The sequence below is a fragment of the Flavobacterium sp. FlaQc-52 genome (assembly GCF_044007495.1).
Taxonomy (GTDB): Bacteria; Bacteroidota; Bacteroidia; order Flavobacteriales; family Flavobacteriaceae; genus Flavobacterium; species Flavobacterium cupriresistens.
On sequence record NZ_JBIPCV010000004.1, the window covers coordinates 73,568 to 91,972 of the forward strand.

General features: G+C 35.1%; 12 protein-coding genes and 2 tRNA genes. 8 read left to right on the top strand and 6 right to left on the bottom strand.

Translation table 11 applies throughout. The features are described 5' to 3' along the window. The first annotated feature begins 19 nt into the window (after positions 1–19). Complete coding sequence (locus tag ACHRV5_RS09050; RefSeq protein WP_395426530.1) at positions 20–2,887, top strand: alpha-amylase family glycosyl hydrolase; 2,868 nt, start codon at positions 20–22, stop codon at positions 2,885–2,887. Positions 2,888–3,136: 249 nt separating this feature from the next. On the opposite strand, the gene ACHRV5_RS09055 is transcribed toward ACHRV5_RS09050, so the two are convergent. The 4 genes from ACHRV5_RS09055 to ACHRV5_RS09070 form a co-directional block, all read right to left on the bottom strand. Continuing rightward, positions 3,137–3,358: a DUF6814 family protein gene (locus ACHRV5_RS09055; protein ID WP_047777813.1), complete on the bottom strand. Its 222-nt coding sequence runs from the start codon at positions 3,356–3,358 to the stop codon at positions 3,137–3,139. An 11-nt stretch (positions 3,359–3,369) separates the two neighbouring features. Further along, positions 3,370–4,863 (bottom strand): MFS transporter, encoded by a 1,494-nt coding sequence (locus tag ACHRV5_RS09060; RefSeq protein ID WP_395426532.1) that lies wholly within the window; start codon positions 4,861–4,863, stop codon positions 3,370–3,372. Positions 4,864–5,691: 828 nt separating this feature from the next. Next, positions 5,692–5,767, bottom strand: a tRNA-Phe gene (locus tag ACHRV5_RS09065). Positions 5,768–6,926: 1,159 nt separating this feature from the next. Next, positions 6,927–7,002: transfer RNA gene (locus ACHRV5_RS09070), tRNA-Phe, on the bottom strand. A 99-nt stretch (positions 7,003–7,101) separates the two neighbouring features. Here ACHRV5_RS09070 and ACHRV5_RS09075 point away from each other — a divergent pair. The 6 genes from ACHRV5_RS09075 (at position 7,102) to ACHRV5_RS09100 (ending at position 13,337) form a co-directional block, all read left to right on the top strand. Then, positions 7,102–7,836 (top strand): type III pantothenate kinase, encoded by a 735-nt coding sequence (locus ACHRV5_RS09075; protein ID WP_395426533.1) that lies wholly within the window; start codon positions 7,102–7,104, stop codon positions 7,834–7,836. Further along, positions 7,829–9,061, top strand: coding sequence for a hypothetical protein (locus ACHRV5_RS09080; RefSeq protein ID WP_395426534.1), 1,233 nt, complete (start codon positions 7,829–7,831; stop codon positions 9,059–9,061). The genes ACHRV5_RS09075 and ACHRV5_RS09080 overlap by 8 nt, the downstream gene beginning before the upstream one ends. A gap of 50 nt (positions 9,062–9,111) precedes the next feature. Next, on the top strand, positions 9,112–9,663 hold the full coding sequence (gene lptC / locus ACHRV5_RS09085) for an LPS export ABC transporter periplasmic protein LptC (RefSeq protein WP_047772725.1): 552 nt from the start codon (positions 9,112–9,114) through the stop codon (positions 9,661–9,663). 8 nt (positions 9,664–9,671) lie between these two features. After that, the gene (locus ACHRV5_RS09090) at positions 9,672–9,866 is read left to right on the top strand and encodes a hypothetical protein (protein WP_395426535.1); all 195 of its coding nucleotides are present in this window, start codon (positions 9,672–9,674) and stop codon (positions 9,864–9,866) included. A gap of 3 nt (positions 9,867–9,869) precedes the next feature. Beyond that, on the top strand, positions 9,870–11,129 hold the full coding sequence (locus ACHRV5_RS09095; RefSeq protein WP_395426536.1) for a hemolysin family protein: 1,260 nt from the start codon (positions 9,870–9,872) through the stop codon (positions 11,127–11,129). 108 nt (positions 11,130–11,237) lie between these two features. Then, positions 11,238–13,337 carry a peptidylprolyl isomerase gene (locus tag ACHRV5_RS09100; RefSeq protein WP_395426537.1) on the top strand — a complete coding sequence of 700 codons (2,100 nt, stop codon included), beginning with the start codon at positions 11,238–11,240 and terminating at the stop codon, positions 13,335–13,337. A gap of 363 nt (positions 13,338–13,700) precedes the next feature. On the opposite strand, the gene ACHRV5_RS09105 is transcribed toward ACHRV5_RS09100, so the two are convergent. Then, positions 13,701–14,615, bottom strand: a complete 915-nt coding sequence (locus ACHRV5_RS09105; protein ID WP_395426538.1) for a GYDIA family GHMP kinase — start codon at positions 14,613–14,615, stop codon at positions 13,701–13,703. A gap of 95 nt (positions 14,616–14,710) precedes the next feature. Continuing rightward, positions 14,711–16,024: a hydroxymethylglutaryl-CoA reductase, degradative gene (locus ACHRV5_RS09110; protein WP_395426540.1), complete on the bottom strand. Its 1,314-nt coding sequence runs from the start codon at positions 16,022–16,024 to the stop codon at positions 14,711–14,713. A gap of 185 nt (positions 16,025–16,209) precedes the next feature. Between ACHRV5_RS09110 and ACHRV5_RS09115 the strand changes: the two genes are divergently transcribed. Beyond that, positions 16,210–18,381, top strand: coding sequence for a S9 family peptidase (locus ACHRV5_RS09115; RefSeq protein ID WP_395426541.1), 2,172 nt, complete (start codon positions 16,210–16,212; stop codon positions 18,379–18,381). Positions 18,382–18,405 lie beyond the last annotated feature (24 nt).

The following is an 18,405-nucleotide window of genomic DNA, read 5'->3' on the forward strand; positions in this document are numbered from 1 at the left end:
CCGAATAACCACAACTATTATGAAAAAAACTTTACTATCAATATTTTTATTGATTGCAGTAACTGCTTTTGCTCAAAATCAAACCGTTACCTACTCAATAAATCCGCAAACCTTTGAGGATACTACACCAATTACCATTACGATTAACGGAACCAGTATCAACGAAGGAACCTGGTCGGTAACCGGAAATGCGCTATATCTTTGGTCATGGTCTTATGATGTAAACGATACCAGTCAAATGGATTCTCCGTCTAACGGATCCTGGACCGCATCAAACGAAGCGAGTAAGTTTACCTATAATCCCGGAGCAGATACATATACAAAAACATTTACACCATCTGTATATTTTGGCAGAAACGGAATCGGCAGAATAGGATTTCTAGTTAAAGCAAAAGACGGAAGCGGTAACAAACAATCGCAGGATATTGTGGTCGAAGTTGGCTCTTTTCAGGCCAATCTAACCGCACCAACTGAAAACAGCACGACCATTATTACCTCAGGAGCTAATTTTAATATTACAGCCACAAACACAAACGGTGCCGCAAGTTATACCTTAAAAGCAAACGGAGCAATTATTAATACAAATGCAAGTACTGCAAATTACTCGTATTCTCATGTTGGTATTACACACAATCAGAGTTATGAATTAAGTATTACTCAAGGAACGACTACAATTGTAAAAAAGTTTTCAGCAGTGGTAAATCCTAATACAGTCTCGCAGGCAATGCCGGCAGGCTTGATTGATGGAATTAATTATAATACGGCTGATGCTACTAAAGCAACCTTGGTTTTGGATGCTCCTTTAAAAGACTTTGTTTACGTTGCCGGAAGTTTTAATAACTGGCAGCCAACAGCAGCTTATGCCATGAAAAAAGACCCAACTTCGGGTAAATTCTGGCTAGAGTTAACAGGTTTGGTATCGGGAGTAAATAACACCTATCAATACTGGGTGGTAGATGCAACACCACTGGCCAATTCGCCTTCATTGGTAAAAACAGCAGACCCTTATTCTACTTTAGTATTGTCTCCTTTTGATGATCCTTACATTCCTGCTGCTTCTTATCCAAATATGCCGGTTTATCCTGCCGGACAACAATTTGAAGTCACCGTACTTAAAACGGGACAAACGGCTTATCCTTGGCAGGTGACCAATTTTGCAAAACCTGAAAAAGAGAAGTTGGTTGTTTATGAAGTTTTGGTTCGTGATTTTGATGCTAACAAAAGTTATCAGAATTTAATAGATAAAATAGATTATTTTAAAAATCTTAAAATAAACGCCATCGAATTGATGCCTGTAATGGAATTTGAAGGCAATGAGAGTTGGGGTTATAATACCTCTTTTCATATGGCTTTAGATAAATTCTATGGCACTTCGGATAAATTAAAAGAGCTTATAGATCTCTGTCATCAAAACGGAATTGCGGTTATTCTGGATGTCGCTTTAAACCATGCATTCGGCAGAAATCCAATGGTAAGAATGTGGATGAACGATCCGGATGGAGATGGTTTTGGATCTCCTACTACCGAGAATCCTTATTTTAATACCGTTGCCAGACACAGTTACAATGTAGGAGAGGATTTTAACCATCAGTCGTTAAAAACGCAATATTATGTGGATCGTGTGATCAAACAATGGATTGAAGAATACAAAATTGACGGCTTCCGTTGGGATTTAACCAAAGGATTTACACAAGCCTGTACTGCTTCAGATGAATCTTGTACCAATGCGTTCCAGCAGGATCGGGTTGATGTATTGAAAAAATACGCTGATTATTCGTGGAGTCTTGACCCAACACATTATACCATTTTTGAACATTTGGGAACAGATGCTGAGGAAAAAGAGTGGGCGAACTACAGAATTGCCGAAACACCAAGTAAAGGAATTATGATGTGGGGTAAAATGACAGATCCATACAACGAACTGTCTATGGGATATACCAGTAATATATCGAGAATGACAAGTGCAAGTCGCGGTTTTCAGGCAAATCGCCTGATGGGATACGCAGAAAGTCACGATGAAGAACGTTTGATGTATAAAAATATCCAATACGGGAATTCAAGTGGAACTTATAATGTAAAAACATTGAATACCGCTTTGTCAAGAATGTCAGCTATTGGAGCAGTTTCTTTATTAGTTCCGGGGCCAAAAATGATTTGGCATTTTGGAGAACTAGGCTGGGACGAATCAATTTTTACGTGTAACAACGGTACTGTAAATGATTCCTCACCAACTATACCGGGAGATTGTAAATTAGATACGAAACCGCAACCTCAGTGGGTAGAGAACTGGTTGGGGAATTCAAACAGAGATAAAATTTACAACGATTGGGCAAAGATGATTACGCTTAAAACAACGGAGCTTGTTTTTCTGGGAACACCTACAATTGCAGGTGGAAACTCGTTAAGTGTAAATATAAAAATCACCAATAGCAGTTTGGCTTCAACACAATTAAAAGATATTTTAATTATTGCCAATTTTGACGTTACCACACAAAACGTTGCAACCGGTTTTCAATATACAGGAACCTGGTACAACTTAATGGATAATACAACGATTAATGTTACGGATGCCGCTGCTCCGATCAGTTTACCGGCAGGAGAATACCGAATTTACGGTAATAAACAAGCAAGTTTGGCAATCGAAGATTTTGAAAAAGGAAACACGATAAGTCTGTACCCAAATCCGGTTTCAGATTATTTTACTTTAAATGTAACCACAACTAAAGTTCAGATCTACTCGATTTCCGGCCAGTTGGTGAAAAGTTTTGCTACCAATGGAAAATCAGATTTTCAATTTACAGTAAGTGATCTGAAAACAGGATTGTATTTGGTTAAAGCGAGTGATGAGAATAACAAAGTGCAAGTGATGAAATTCATCAAAAAATAATGATTTGTTAGTTTTAGTATGGTAAAAGGGCTGTCTGATAAGAGACAGCCTTTTTCGTTTTCATTTACCGGCAGACTGTATTTTTTTAACACATAGAGCTATATTTAACAAAGCCTGAAAGATGTTTTTGCTTAAAAAGATTCTGTATAAAAAATACGATTTTTTTTGAAGCGTTTTTAAATTGTCAATTCTAAATCCCTATGTGTTAAATCATATTCCTCCGAATTACACCCAACGGAGTATAATTTATTACTTTTTGCTATACTCTCCAATTACAGAAAAATAGCCAAAAGTACCCAGACCTAAGACAATCAATGGCGTAAGGATAAAAAGGATAATAACGCCAAAAACTAGATCATCCTGTTTGTCCGAAAGTAGTTTTGGTAAACCAAATTCAAAGACGCAGAAATAGGCCGCCGCCGCCGCGAGGATAACCCATAAAACACCCAAAATTTGTTTAATCGCATTCATGTTTTAAAATTTTAAAGGTGAGTGGTTTGGTTTTTAGTATCGATATAAATCATTCCAATTACAAAACATACCGAAGCAATGATGATCGGATACCATAATCCGTCAAGATAAAAGTCAGGTTTTCCGGCTTCTTTGGCATGTGTTACAAAATAGGTTGAAATAGCAGGAAGTAAACCTCCAAAAATTCCATTCCCTACATGATACGGCAGAGACATCGAGGTGTATCTGATTTTAGTTGGAAACATTTCTACTAAAAATGCGGCAATCGGCCCGTACACCATGGTAACAAATAACACCTGAATAAAGACCAGAAAAACTAAAGTCCATTTATCACTTGGGTTTATTGTAATTGAAATATTTTTTTGCGCTTCTTTTTTTGTCACATACGTTTTTTTCTCGACCGCGGATGTGCCATCAGTATAATTTTTTGTCGTTGTAGTTACAGAACTTCCGTTATTTGAATTCTCGACCGTTTGTGTCGTTTTTGCTGTGATTTCCGTTTTGTGTTCTACATCAGTTGTGGTGTACATTGTTCTGTAAATAGGTCTGTAGAACAAAATTGCCAGAAGCATACCCGACATCATGATATATTTACGTCCTATTTTGTCGCTCAGCCATCCAAAGAAGATGAAAAAAGGAGTTCCCAGTAATAGTGCAATTCCCAACAAACTATCAACTTGCGAAGAATTAATATTCATCACTGTTTTCATAAAGCTCATCGCATAAAACTGCCCCGTATACCAAACAACACCTTGTCCCATTGTAGCGCCAAATAAGGCCAACAAAACAAATTTTAAGTTATAGCGGTTTCCGAAACTTTCTTTAAGCGGATTTTTGCTGGTAGTACCTTCTTTTTTTGCTTTTGCGAAAACCGGAGATTCATCCATATTTTTTCGTATCAAATAAGAGACACCAACCATAACAATAGAAATCCAGAACGGCACACGCCATCCCCAAGAATCAAAAGCAGCTGCCGAAAGCGTATTTTTAGTCACCAAAATCACCATTAAAGAGATAAACAACCCCACAGTAGCAGTGGTTTGAATCCAGGAGGTCCAATATCCCTTCTGTCCTTCAGGAGCATGTTCAGCGACATAAGTAGCAGCTCCGCCATATTCACCACCAAGAGCAAGTCCTTGCAGTAAACGAAGAATCAGCACCAATACAGGAGCTAAAAAACCAATTGTTTCATAACTCGGAATACATCCAATTAAGAAAGTGGAACCACCCATTAATAATAAAGTAGCCATAAAAGTATATTTACGACCAATGATGTCGCCAAGTCTTCCAAAAAATAAAGCACCAAACGGGCGCACCACAAATCCGGCTGCAAAAGTGGCCAAAGTCGATAAAAAAGCAGCAGTCGGATTATCACCCGGAAAAAATTTGGTCGATAAGACAACGGCCAAACTTCCGAAAATATAGAAATCGTACCATTCTATCATGGTTCCCATGGATGAGGCGGAAATTACTTTCCAAATTCCTTTTGCAGAAGTCTTACTCATTAATTAAAAACGTGATTTTGACACTAAATAAAACATTATGTAAATTTTTTACGAATATAAAGGATAATTTTTTATTTATTCGCTACTTTTTTTGTGAAATATTAATTTATATTATTAGCAACGGTTTTTTCGGATTTGCTGTAAGGAAAGTACTTTAGGTCTTTGAAAAGTCGCAATCATTCTTTTTTATTTATTGTAATTTTTTACTGCTATTTCGTTGCGAAAAGCAATTAGCAAGAGTAGTGCGTTAAAATTTAAATTGGAGTGTTTTGGTATTAACGAATGGTAAAGAGGAGTTAATTTACGGATTTGAAAAATAAGATCAATTTATGTTCTGTGTTTTTTAATCGTTTGCCACGAATTACACTAATTGTCGCGAATTATTTTTTTTGCCACAGATTAAAGAGATTCGCACGGATTGTTTAATCATTTTAATCTTTTAATCTGTGGCTTTCTTTTTAATCGTTTGCCATGAATTACACCAATTGCCGCGAATTAATTTGTGTAATTGGTGCAATTCGTGTCTATTTTTTCTGCGTCACAAATTATTAATCATTTTAATCCTTTAAATCTGTGGCAGAATAAATAAAAGAACCTTAAATTTTATAGATTAAAAAGGATTTGTAGAAGTAAGGATTTCTTTTTTCGAAAATAACAAAGGTGTAAAGGTCAAAAAAAGCAGAAAAAAACTTGGCGACTCTGCGACTTTGTGAGAGAGATTCTCGGACTCAGAAGAAGGATTCTAGTAAGAATCCATAACTTTTGGACTTGGTCCATAATAAGGATAAAGTATAAAAACAAAAAACCCGAATATTGCTATTCGGGTTTTGGTGGTGCCTCCAGGGATCGAACCAGGGACACATGGATTTTCAGTCCATTGCTCTACCATCTGAGCTAAGGCACCATGCTTATTGCGGGTGCAAATATAGGAGGATTTTTGGTTTATCCAAAACATTTTACACGATTGTTTTAAAAAATTAAATCTAAGGTTTTAAAGTTTGAAATTTTGAAGCAGTTTTTCAGGAATCAGCTTCAAAAGATGAAAGGTTTTCTAGAAAACTAGTGTGCTCATTTTGAGTAAACTCCTGAATTTTCTTAGTTGGGACTGATGAGATTAGGGAGTAAAAATAATAAACTGGTTTAATTTGAGGTTTATTTTGGTCTTACTTTATATTGTAAGAAAATGCGCTTAGTGCTTTAACAAAGAGCTGTTGATTTTTGTAGAATGTCATGTGAGTTTTGGGGAGCAAAATAAAGTTTCACGCAGATTTAGCAGATTTCGGCAGAAGCAATGCTAAAAAAATCTGCTAGAATCTGCTAAATCTGCGTGAAAAAATACCTCAAAAACCAAACCTGACAGGTTTTTGAAACCTGTTAGGTTTAATTTAAAAATAAGAAAGACAATTTCTACATCCGTTCCGCTTCTTCGAGATTGGAATTTGGAATTTCAAAATTTGGGATTTAATAAACATCAGATCTGGGATCAAGAATAAGTTGGGGGCAAAATAAAGTTTCACGTAGATTTAGCAGATTTCAGCAGAAGCAATGCTAAAAAAATCTGCTAGAATCTGCAAAATCTGCGTGAAAAAATACCTCAAAAACCAAACCTAACAGGTTTCAAAAACCTGTTAGGTTTAATTTAAAAACAAGAAAGACAATTTCTGCACCCGTTCCGTTTCTTCGAGATTGGAATTTGGAATTTCAAAATTTGGAATTTAATAAACATGAGATCTGGGATCAAGAATAAGTTGGGGGCAAAATAAAGTTTCACGCAGATTTAGCAGATTTCGGCAGAAGCAATGCTAAAAAAATCTGCTAGAATCTGCAAAATCTGCGTGAAAAAATACCTCAAAAATTAAAGCTAACAGGTTTCAAAAACCTGTTAGCTTTAATTTAAAAACAAGAAAGACAATTTCTGCATCCGTTTCGCTTCTTCGAGATTGGAATTTGGAATTTCAAAATTTGGAATTTCAAAATCATGAGATCTGGGATCAAGAATAAGTAGTTTTTATTTTTTAGAAAAGGTATAAAAACAAAAAACCCGAATATTGCTATTCGGGTTTTGGTGGTGCCTCCAGGGATCGAACCAGGGACACATGGATTTTCAGTCCATTGCTCTACCATCTGAGCTAAGGCACCGTGCTGATTGCGGGTGCAAAGATAGAACCATTTTTGGTTTATCCAAAACATTTGTTTAAAAAAATCAATTCGTATCTTCGCACAGGTAAAAAAACAAATATGGTTTTAACAGTTGACGTTGGAAATACTAGAATTAAAGCGGCTGTCTTTGAGGGAGGTAGTATTTTGGAGAGCTTCGTTTTTGAGAAAAGTGAGTTCGAGAATAAAATTGAAAATATTTTAAAAAAATTTCAAAATTGCACCGATTTGGTCGTTGCGTCGGTCGGAAATATCGAAAAACAAGCTTTTTTGACTTTCGAAAAGCAGCTTACAATTCATTTTTTGACGCATGAAGATGTTTTTCCTTTCATAAACAAATATGCAACTCCAAAAACGTTAGGAATAGATCGGATGGTTTTGGCAGCGGGAGCCACTTTGCAGTTTCCAAAACAAAATAGATTGGTGATAGATGCAGGAACTTGTATTACTTATGACTTTATAGACGAAAAGGATCAGTATTTAGGCGGTGCAATCTCTCCCGGACTCAGATTGCGTTATGAAGCGCTGCATAATTTTACGGCCAAATTGCCTTTACTAACTTTAGAAGTACCGGAACACTATATAGGTGATTCTACAAAAGAGGCCATTCATTCTGGTGTTGTCAACGGTTTTGTCTATGAGGTTGATGGTTTTATCGAGGAGTATCGGGCAAATTTTTCAAATTTTATAATAATTTTAACGGGTGGCGATGCAGATTTTTTGGCTAAACGATTAAAAAATACCATATTTGCCAATTCAAATTTCCTTTTAGAAAGTTTGAACCAAACATTTCAATATAAAATCGACAATGATTAAAAAAATTATAATAAGTACTTGTTTACTTATATCGTTCGTTTCATTTGCACAGCAAGGTACTTCATCGCCTTATTCTTTTTACGGAATTGGTGATGCAAGATTCAAAGGAACTCTTGAATACAGGTCTATGGGGGGAGTTGCAGTAGAGCAGGATTCGATACATTTGAATATTGAAAATCCCGCAAGTTATGCCAGTTTGGGGCAAACCACGTTTAGTGTTGGAGGTACTTTTGGAACAACTAAAATAAAAACGGATAAAGAGACTTCAAAAGCACAAAGATCAACTTTTGATTATTTGGCTTTAGGTATTCCGATGGGTAAGTTTGGTGCTGCTATTGGTTTGGTTCCTTTAACTTCCGTTGGGTATAGAATTTCAAATGACAAAACTACTATTCCGGATGCAATAAGCAGTCAGTTAGAAGGAAAGGGTGGAGTTAATAAAGTGTTTTTTGGACTTGGTTACAAAATTACACCTAAATGGAATATTGGTGCTGATGTACAATATAATTTTGGTAAAATCACGACTGCAAGCGTAGAGATGAAAACTGATGTTCAAAATGCTACCAGAGAAACAAATACTTCTGAGTTATCAGGGGTGAACTTTAATATTGGTACAATGTATCAGACGAAGATTGATAAAAAATTGAACTTGTATACGAGTTTGAGTTATACCTTCTCGGGTAATTTAAATTCAGACAATGGCAGAATTACTGAAGTTGACGGAGATCCGAACACGTTTACCTATCCTGAAAATTCGGTTAAGTTAAAGATTCCTGGTAAATTTACATTTGGTGCAGGTATTGGAGAAGCGAGAAAATGGTTAGTAGGTACTACAATGGCTTTTCAAGGTGATGCAGGTTCACTTGCTAATTATTACAATACAGCTAGTAATGTACGTTACGAAAAATCTTCAAAATATGCTGTTGGGGGTTATTACATTCCTAACTATACTTCTTTTTCAAGTTACTTAAGCAGAGTTACCTATAGAGCAGGTCTTAAATATGAAAAAGTAGGTTTGATTATCAATAATGAATCAATTAATGATGTTGGTATGACATTGGGTGCCGGTTTTCCAATTACAGGGACTTTTTCAAATGTAAATTTTGGAATTGAATTTGGTAAAAAGGGAACTACTTCATCAGGTTTAGTTAAAGAAAATTACATGAATTTTAGCATGAGTTTCTCTTTTAACGATAGATGGTTTGTGAAAAGCAGATTCAACTAAACATAACTTTATGTTTTTTTAAGCTCAGTACAATTTACTACATTTGGCAAATGAATTTACCAAAGAAATATATACTAACAATTGTCACAGTTCTTGCTGTGACAATGTTTTTTGGATGCGAAAGTAATTTTAAAGAAGTTCAGAAAAGTAACTTTTCAGAGTTTGTTCCCGGCAGTGATGCCGATACCGTAAATATAAAATATACGGATTCAGGACGTATAACCGGAGTTTTGGTTAGTTCTAAAATGTTGGATTATTCGAATCTCGATTTTCCATTTACAGAGTTTCCAAAGGGAATTGATGTTACTTTATATGATAAGAATCTAAAGCGTACCTTTATAAGATCAAATTACGCTATTTCCTATAAGCCAACCGGAATTATTGATTTACAGGGAAAAGTAAAAATCACATCAGAAACCGGTCAGATGCTGGAGACGGAGCAGTTGTATTTTGATCAGAAGAACGAATGGTTTTATACCGAAAGAAAATTTAAGCTTACAGATGCAAAAGGGGTTTCTTACGGACAGGGGATTGATTTTAGTAAGGATTTTAAAGTGATAAATTCACAACGAATAACAGGCGAATTAGAAGCCGAAGAATAAATTATATTATGGGTTATTTAAAATACACACAATACGTTTACATATTATTTGCAGTTTTCTTTATTTATGATGGCGTTGTAAAGCTAAACGAAGGAATTGAAGGCTCGACGATGAGTTTTATAATTGCCGGTTTAGCTGTTTTTATGTTTTTCTTCAGGAGAAAATTTGCCAGGAAATTTGACGATCGTAACAAAAAACAATAAAAAATGGAGATTGGTATTATAATACTATGTTTAATACTGTCAGCCTTTTTTTCAGGAATGGAAATTGCTTTTATTTCCTCGAATAAAATTTATCTTGAAATAGAAAAAAAACAGGATAATTTTCTCTCTCAAATTCTTACCAAACTTACCGGTAATCCCTCTAAATTTATTGCTGCAATGCTCATTGGTAACAATGTGGCGCTGGTGGTTTATGGTTTTTTTATGGGTGATCTGATCTTGATGCAGCTAACTCAATTGGGCTATCGGTTCTCGGAGGTTGCTGGTTTATTGATTCAGACCGTAATTTCTACTTTTATAGTTTTGATTACAGCTGAGTTTCTTCCTAAGGTTTTCTTTCAGATTTATGCCAATTCCTTAATTAAATTTTTTGCAATTCCGGCCTATCTGTTTTATAGACTATTTTACTATATTTCGACTTTCTTTATCTGGGTTTCAGATTTTGTTTTAAAGAAATTTTTTAAAACAGAAGGAGATCAGGTGCAGCTGTATTTTAGTAAAGTAGAGCTCGGAAATTATATTAACGAACAAATGAGTTCTGTTGAGGATAATGAAGAAGTCGATTCAGAAATTCAGATTTTTCAAAATGCTTTAGAATTTTCGGGTGTAAAAGCGCGCGATATTATGACACCACGTACAGAAATTGTTGCGGTGGATTTATTTGACAGTGTTGAAGAGCTTAAAGAAGTTTTTATAGAAACCGGCTATTCTAAAATTGTAGTGAGTCAAAACTCATTAGATGATATCGTGGGTTATGTGCATTCTTTTGATCTGTTTAAGAAGCCAAAAACAATCAAATCTGTTTTGATGACAGTGGAGTTTGTTCCGGAAACTATTTCGATAAAAGACGCGTTAAATCTGTTGATCAAAAAAAGAAAGAATGTCGCCGTTGTTTTAGATGAACATGGAGGAACAGCAGGGATAATTACCATAGAAGATATTGTAGAAGAGCTTTTCGGTGAGATCGAAGACGAGCATGATCTGGATGAGGAATTGATAGAGCAGGAGCTGGGTCAGGGTAAGTATTTGTTTTCGACTCGTTTAGATGTGGAGTATTTGAATGAAGCCTATAAATTGGGTATTCCCGAAGAGGATTCATACGGTACTTTAGGAGGTTTTATAGTAAATTCAACAAAAGAAATTCCTCAAAAAGGAGAAGAAATAGTGATTGATAACTATCATTTCGTGATAGAAGAGGCAACAAATAAGAAAATCGAATTAGTAAAAATGACTATAAAAGAGTGATTTTTTTAGTAATTGAAAAAAAATGTGTAAAATAAAACCCTAGTTGTATTGTTATTAACTAGATAATTGTATTTTCGCAAACTGAATATAAAATTAACGATAATAAAAATGGCAGTTTTAGCAAAAATTAGACAGCGTTCCGCTTTATTAATAGGAGTTATTGCACTTGCATTATTTGCATTTATAATACAAGATCTATTCACCAGAGGGACTTTCGGTCAAAGTTCGAAAGATGTAGGAAGTATCGATGGAAAAGACATTTCATTTGAAGACTTTAGAGTTAAAGTTAGTAATGTTGAAAAAAGTGGTCAGGGAATTTCTTCTACCGAAGCTGCTAACAGAGTTTGGGACCAAGAGGTTTCAATCGCATTATTATCAACTCAGTTTGAAAAATTAGGATTGAGAGTAGGTGAAAAACACTTAATTGAAGTTCTGAAAGCTGATCCGAATATTGGTAAAAACCCAATGTTCTTAAATGCAGCTGGTATGTTTGATATCGTTAAATTCAAAGAGTACTTTAAATCAAATCCTGAAGCAAAACAATATATTGCAGATAAAGAGAAAGATGCTACATTAAATGCAAAATTTCAAATCTACAATACATTAGTAAAATCAGGACTTTACACAACTGCTAGTGAAGGAAAGTTAAAATACGAAATGGAAGCGAACAAAGTAAATTTTGCTTATGTTGCCGGATTGTATTCTTCTATTAAAGATAGTGAAGTGAAAATTTCTGATTCAGAAATTGTGGACTACATGAAGAAAAACGAGAAAAAATTCAAAGCGGATGATACTCGTGAAATTCAATATGTTTTAGTTGAAGATAAAGCTTCAAAAGAAGACGAAGCTGAAATTAAAGCTAAGATTACTGCTTTGTTATCAGGAAGTGTTGTTTACAATGCAAAAACAGGTAAAAACGATACTTTGCCAGGTTTCAGAAATGCAACTAACATTGCTGAATTTGTAAATTCAAATTCTGATGTTCCTTACGATTCTACTTATGTTGCTAAAAATAACTTGCCTGCAGTTGATGCAGATAAATTGTTTTCTTTAGCTCCGGGTCAAATCTACGGACCTTACGTTTTTGGTAAATACTATTGTATTTCTAAATCTCTTGGATTTAAAGCAGGAGTTAATGCAAAAGCAAGCCATATTTTAATTGGATATACTGGTTCTCAAACGCCAAATACAAAAGAGAAAAGAACGAAAGAAGAAGCAAAAGCTAAAGCAGAAGAAATTCTAGCTCAGGTTCAGGCTAATCCGGATAGTTTCATGATGTTGGCTTTTACAAGTTCTGATGATTCATCTGCACAACAAGGTGGTGATTTAGGATATTTTGGTCCAAACCAAATGGTAAAACCTTTCAATGATTTTGTATTCAGTAACGGAATTGGAAAAGTTGGTTTAGTAGAAACTCCTTTTGGATTTCATATTATCAAAATCACAGACAAACAAGACGGAATTCGTTTAGCTACAATAGCTCAAAAAATCGAGCCATCTGAGGTAACTTCTGATAAAGTATTTACTTTGGCAACTAAATTTGAAATGGATGCTGCTAAGAATGATTTTAATGCAACAGCAAAAGAATTAGGATTAAAAGTAGCTCCTCCTGTAACTGCAAAAGCAATGGACGAAGCATTTGGTTCATTAGGAAATCAACGTAACATTATAAGATGGGCATTTGATAAAGAAACAGATAAAAATGATGTTAAGCGTTTTGAAATCGCTAATATTGGTCACGTAATTGCTCAATATAAAAGCGAAAACAAATCAGGTTTGGTATCTGTAGTTGCTGCAAGACCTTATGTAGAGCCAATCTTGAAAAACAAGAAAAAAGCAGAAATGCTAAAAGCTAAAATGACAGGATCTAGTATTGAAGCAGTTGCTAAAAGTGCTGGTGTTGCTGTTCAACAAGCTGCTAATGTAACTATGGATAATCCGGTTTTACCTGGTGGAGTTGGACAAGAGCCAAAAGTTGTTGGTAATGCATTTGCTTTAGCTGCAAATAAAATCTCTGCTCCAATTGAAGGAAATACAGGAGTTTATGTGGTGAAGAATGTTAGTACTGTAAAAGCTCCGGCGATTGCAAGTCATGCTCCTTACATCGAAAAGGTAAAAGCACAAAGCGCATCTGATGCAAGCAGAATTTTACCAGCGTTAAAAAACAATGCTAAAATCGAAGACAACAGATTACAGTTTAACTACTAAGTCTATCAAAATAATTAAAAAAGCCATCTCTGCTAAAATTAGAGATGGCTTTTTTTTTTGCCTATTATTTTCCTTAGTTGTGAGGACAGAATTGCAAGAAATAAGGATTGAAGCTTTGCTAATGCAACTAGTTCCACTTCGAAAAAAAACACATTTTTTAAGTAAGAAATTGCCAAGGGAGCGAAGATTTAGGTATAAACTCGGTGAATCAATTAGGAAGTTGCTGTAAAGAAGGTACTTCTGAATTTAATTTTTCAAAAGTGTTTGTAAATAAAAAGGAAGCAATCTCGCTGTTTGAGATTGCTTCCTTTTGGTATGTTATAATCAAATGATTTTTAAATCGTTGCGTAATACTGTGTCGTTTTACAATATCATTTCCGCATAAGTAAGAATGGTTTCATATCCTTTTGAAGCAAAATACTCTTTTGGGTTTTCTTTTGAAATCACTAATACAAAATCGCCACCCCATGCACCAAGGCTTTTTACGACACCATTAAAATCAGGAAAAGCAATTTCTTTTATGGTTTCCAATTCTAAGATATTACTTAAGTGTGTTTCATGTTTTTCTAAGGCGTAAGCAAATTCGGTTAAGGTTTTTGCCTTTAAGGCCGTCTCCGTAATTTTGTTATTCTCGGTAATGCTGTTGGCTAAATTTTGATTTTTATTATTGTAATAAGCATTTATTGCTGTTTTACTACTTTGTTTTTTATTAAGGTAAACAAAGAATAAATTCTGAGTAAAATCCGGATTAAAAGTTACAGGTTCTACTACAGGTACATTTTGTTCCAGACGATAAATAATCGGAGTATTGTGTTGTGCACAGGCAATATCGTAACCACTACCTCCAAAACTGTTTTTAAGTAGCGTAAAAGCATCTATTTTGGTCCATTGAGCGATATTGTTCAATAAGGTAGAAGAAGTGCCTAATCCCCAGTTTTTTGGAAATGTAAGTTCCGTTGTGACAAGGTAACCCTGAGCTTGATTAATAAAATCAGAATTTAAGAGATAAGCCTCATGCAAAATCGTAATTAAGGTCGTTTTTACAGTCTCAATTTGTGCAGTTGGATTGTTTATAATATCCGAAAAAGAGATACAATCTTCAAGCCAAATCTGATGGTCAAAATCGTAACTTTTCCATTTAATTTCCTTGTTTGTTCCGTCTTCTACGACTAAATTTTGTCCAAATTTTGTTGGCAACGCAAAAGCTTTGGCGCCATCTAGAACCAGATATTCACCCGTAATTAAGAGTTTGCCGTTGCTGTAAAAGGTTGTTTTCATTCTGTTTCTTTTGACTCCGGTGCAATGGTTTTTTTTATATTCCTCAAAAAATTTGAGGAGTAAAAAAGGACAACAAACACGAGAGTAACTTCTGGTTATTTTCGTAAATTTTCTATAAATTCAACCACAGCACTGTGAGAGATTGCATTGGTCTTAAAGTGCGTTTTAATCAAATGGCGCTCTTCTTCGGTGGCTTCAAATTGGTTGATAATATTATTTAGGTGCATTTTCATGTGACCTGCCTGAATTCCGTTTGTCGTTAACGAGCGCAATGCGGCAAAATTTTGTGCCAGACCTGCAACGGCGACTACTTCCATTAGTTCTCTTGCAGAAGGCTTTTGAAGCACCTCTAAACATAATTTTACTAACGGATGCAAGGAGGTTAGTCCGCCAACGGTGCCTAGTGCAAGTGGAATTTCAAGCCAAAAAGTAAATATTCCATTTTCGATTTTGGCATGTGATAAACTCGAATACTGACCATTTCTGGAGGCATAAGCATGAATGCCGGCTTCTACTGCTCTAAAATCATTTCCTGTCGCCAGAATTACCGCATCAACACCATTCATAATACCTTTATTATGGGTTACGGCTCTAAATGGCTCCACTTCTGCAATTTGAACGGCTTGTACAAAACGTTCTGCAAATTCCTGCGGATTTGTAATGTGTTTTTCAGTTAAGTCTTCAACCGGGCAAGAAACCTCGGCTCTGACAACACAGTTTGGGACATAATTAGATAAAATACTCATGACAACCTGAAGAGTTTCATTTTCGGCAAATAAATCAGAATTTTGAGCTTCTTCTTTTAAAGTTGTTGCAAATTGTTCCAGACAAGAATTAATAAAATTGGCCCCCATGCTGTCTTTGGTTTCAAAAGTAGCATGCAGTTGGAAATAATTGTCAAGTAAATTTCTTTTGTCTCTTAGTTGAATATCGAGAATTCCTCCTCCGCGCTGTTGCATGTTTTTGGTAATGCTTTGCGTGTCTGAGAAAAATTTAGGTTTGATTTGATCGAAGAACAACTGTAGTTTTTCAGCATCTCCGTTGAATGTAAAATGAACCTGTCCAATTTTTTCAGTATTCATTACGGTTGCCTTAAATCCACCGCGTGTGGCCCAGAATTTGGCAGCTTTTGAAGCAGCGGCTACCACAGAACTTTCTTCAATAGCCATTGGGATTGTTTTGTACGTCCCGTTGATTAAAAAGTTAGGAGCAACTCCAAGCGGAATATATAAATTAGTGATGGTGTTTTCTATGAATTCATCGTGCAGTTGTTGGAGCTTGTGGTCTGAATTCCAGTAATTTCTTATTATTTTAAGAGCCTCGTCGGGAGTCGAAAAATAGGTGTTTGCAATCCAGTTTATTTTTTCATTTTTGGATAATTTTGAAAATCCGGCAACGGCGTTGTTCATTCTCAGTAGATTAAATAGTAATATTGCGGCAAATATACCAATTTAAGAGGTTTGTTTGCAATCTATAAATGAAAATCCGAAAGTACGCAATCGTTATTTTTTTTAACATTTAACACTTATAATGGGCATTATGTTTATTTTTTTTACTAAAATTGGGCTCTTTTTTATATTTTAAAATAATACGAATGAATACAAGTAGAATTACGGTCATACTATTGTTACTGGTTACGACTGTTTTTGGTCAGCAAAAAGTCACTGTTGAAAATATTTATCATGGCGTTTTTCAGGCCAAAGGAATGGACAAATTACAATCCTTGAAAAACACAAACCAGTATACCGTATTGAATGCTGATGAGGCAAGTGGGAGCATGGAGATCGATTTATATGATTTTGCTACGCTTAAAAAAGTATCCAATTTAATTGACACAAAAAATCACGCAGCGCTAGCTGGTAAAATAGACAGTTACACTTTCGATTCTTCTGAAAAAAAGATTTTGATTGCCTGCAACTCCAGACAGATTTTCCGACACTCCTTTATCGCAGATTATTTTTTGTACGATATTACTTCAAAATCCTTAACAAAGCTTTTCGATTTTCAGGTTCAGGAACCAACGTTCTCTCCTGATGGAACTAAAATTGCCTACGCCAAGGAAAATAATTTATATGTTTACGATGTTACTTCAAAAAAAATAACAGCAGTAACGACAGATGGTAAGAAGAATGCAGTCATTAATGGTATTACGGATTGGGTTTATGAAGAAGAATTTGCTTTTGTAAGAGCATTCGACTGGAGTCAAGACAGCAAAAAACTAGCATACATTCGCTTTGATGAAAGTGCGGTTCCTGAGTTCTCAATGGCAATGTATCATAAAGACCTGTATCCGAAAATTGAAACCTTCAAATATCCGAAAGCAGGAGAGAAGAATTCAGCAGTTTCCTTACATATTTATGATGCTGCCGCAAATGCAACCAAAAAAGTAGATCTTGGAAATTACAATGATTTTTATATTCCAAGGTTAAAATGGACTAATGATAGTAATGTACTCTCTGCACAGGTCTTAAACCGTCATCAGGACAATCTGGATTTGTTATTTGTTGATGGGACAACCGCCGCTGCAAAAGTGGTTTTGAATGAAAAAGACAAAGCATACGTTGATATTACAGATAATTTGACTTTTTTAAAAGACAACAGCTTTATCTGGACAAGCGAAAAAGACGGATTCAATCATATCTATTTATATGACAAAACCGGAAAATTAAAAAATCAGATTACAAAAGGAAACTGGGAAGTAACTTCATACTACGGTTTCGACGAAAAAACAAAAACTATTTTCTACCAATCTACTGAAAATGGTTCTATTAACAGAGCAATTTACCGCATCTCATTAGACGGAAAAAACAAAATTGCGCTGGCTAAAACTACAGGAACAAACGCAGCGACTTTTAGTCCAAATTTCCAATACTTTATCAATACATTCTCTAGTGCTGCTCAGCCAACTACGTATACTTTAAACGAAGCGAAAACGGGTAAAGAAATTCAGGTGATTGAGAACAATAAAGCGCTTTCTGATAAATTGGTAGCTTATAATTTGCCGGTTAAAGAATTCTTTGTTTTAAAAACTGCAAAAGGAATTGAATTAAATACCTGGATATTAAAGCCAAAAGATTTTGATCCTTCCAAAAAATACCCTGTTTTTATGTACCAGTATTCTGGTCCGGGTTCTCAACAAGTAAACAATGATTGGAACAATAAAGATGATTATTGGTTTATATCCCTTACACAACAAGGCTATATTGTAGTTTGTGTTGATGGTAGAGGAACTGGTTTTAAAGGTGCTGATTTCAAAAAAGTAACACAAAAAGAACTAGGAAAATACGAAGTAGAAGATCAGATCGATGCTGCGAAAGTACTGGGAACGTATCCGTATGTTGATGCTTCAAGAATCGGAATGTTCGGGTGGAGTTATGGTGGATTTATGGCTTCAAATTGTATTTTTCAGGGGAATGATGTTTTCAAAATGGCAATTGCTGTTGCTCCGGTAACCAACTGGCGTTTTTACGATAGTGTTTATACAGAAAGATATCTTCAGACTCCTCAGGAAAATGAAAGTGGTTATGATCAGAATTCTCCAATAAATTATGTGGATAAATTAAAAGGGAAGTTTCTGTTGATACACGGATCAGGTGATGATAATGTGCATCTGCAAAATTCAATGCAAATGATGGAAGCATTAATTCAGGCGAACAAACAATTTGATTCTGAGATTTATCCGGACAAAGACCATCATATTCTGGGTACAGAAACGAGAATTCATCTTTATACTAAAATGACTAACTTTATCAAAGAAAATTTATAGAATAACTTTATAACCTTAAAAAAA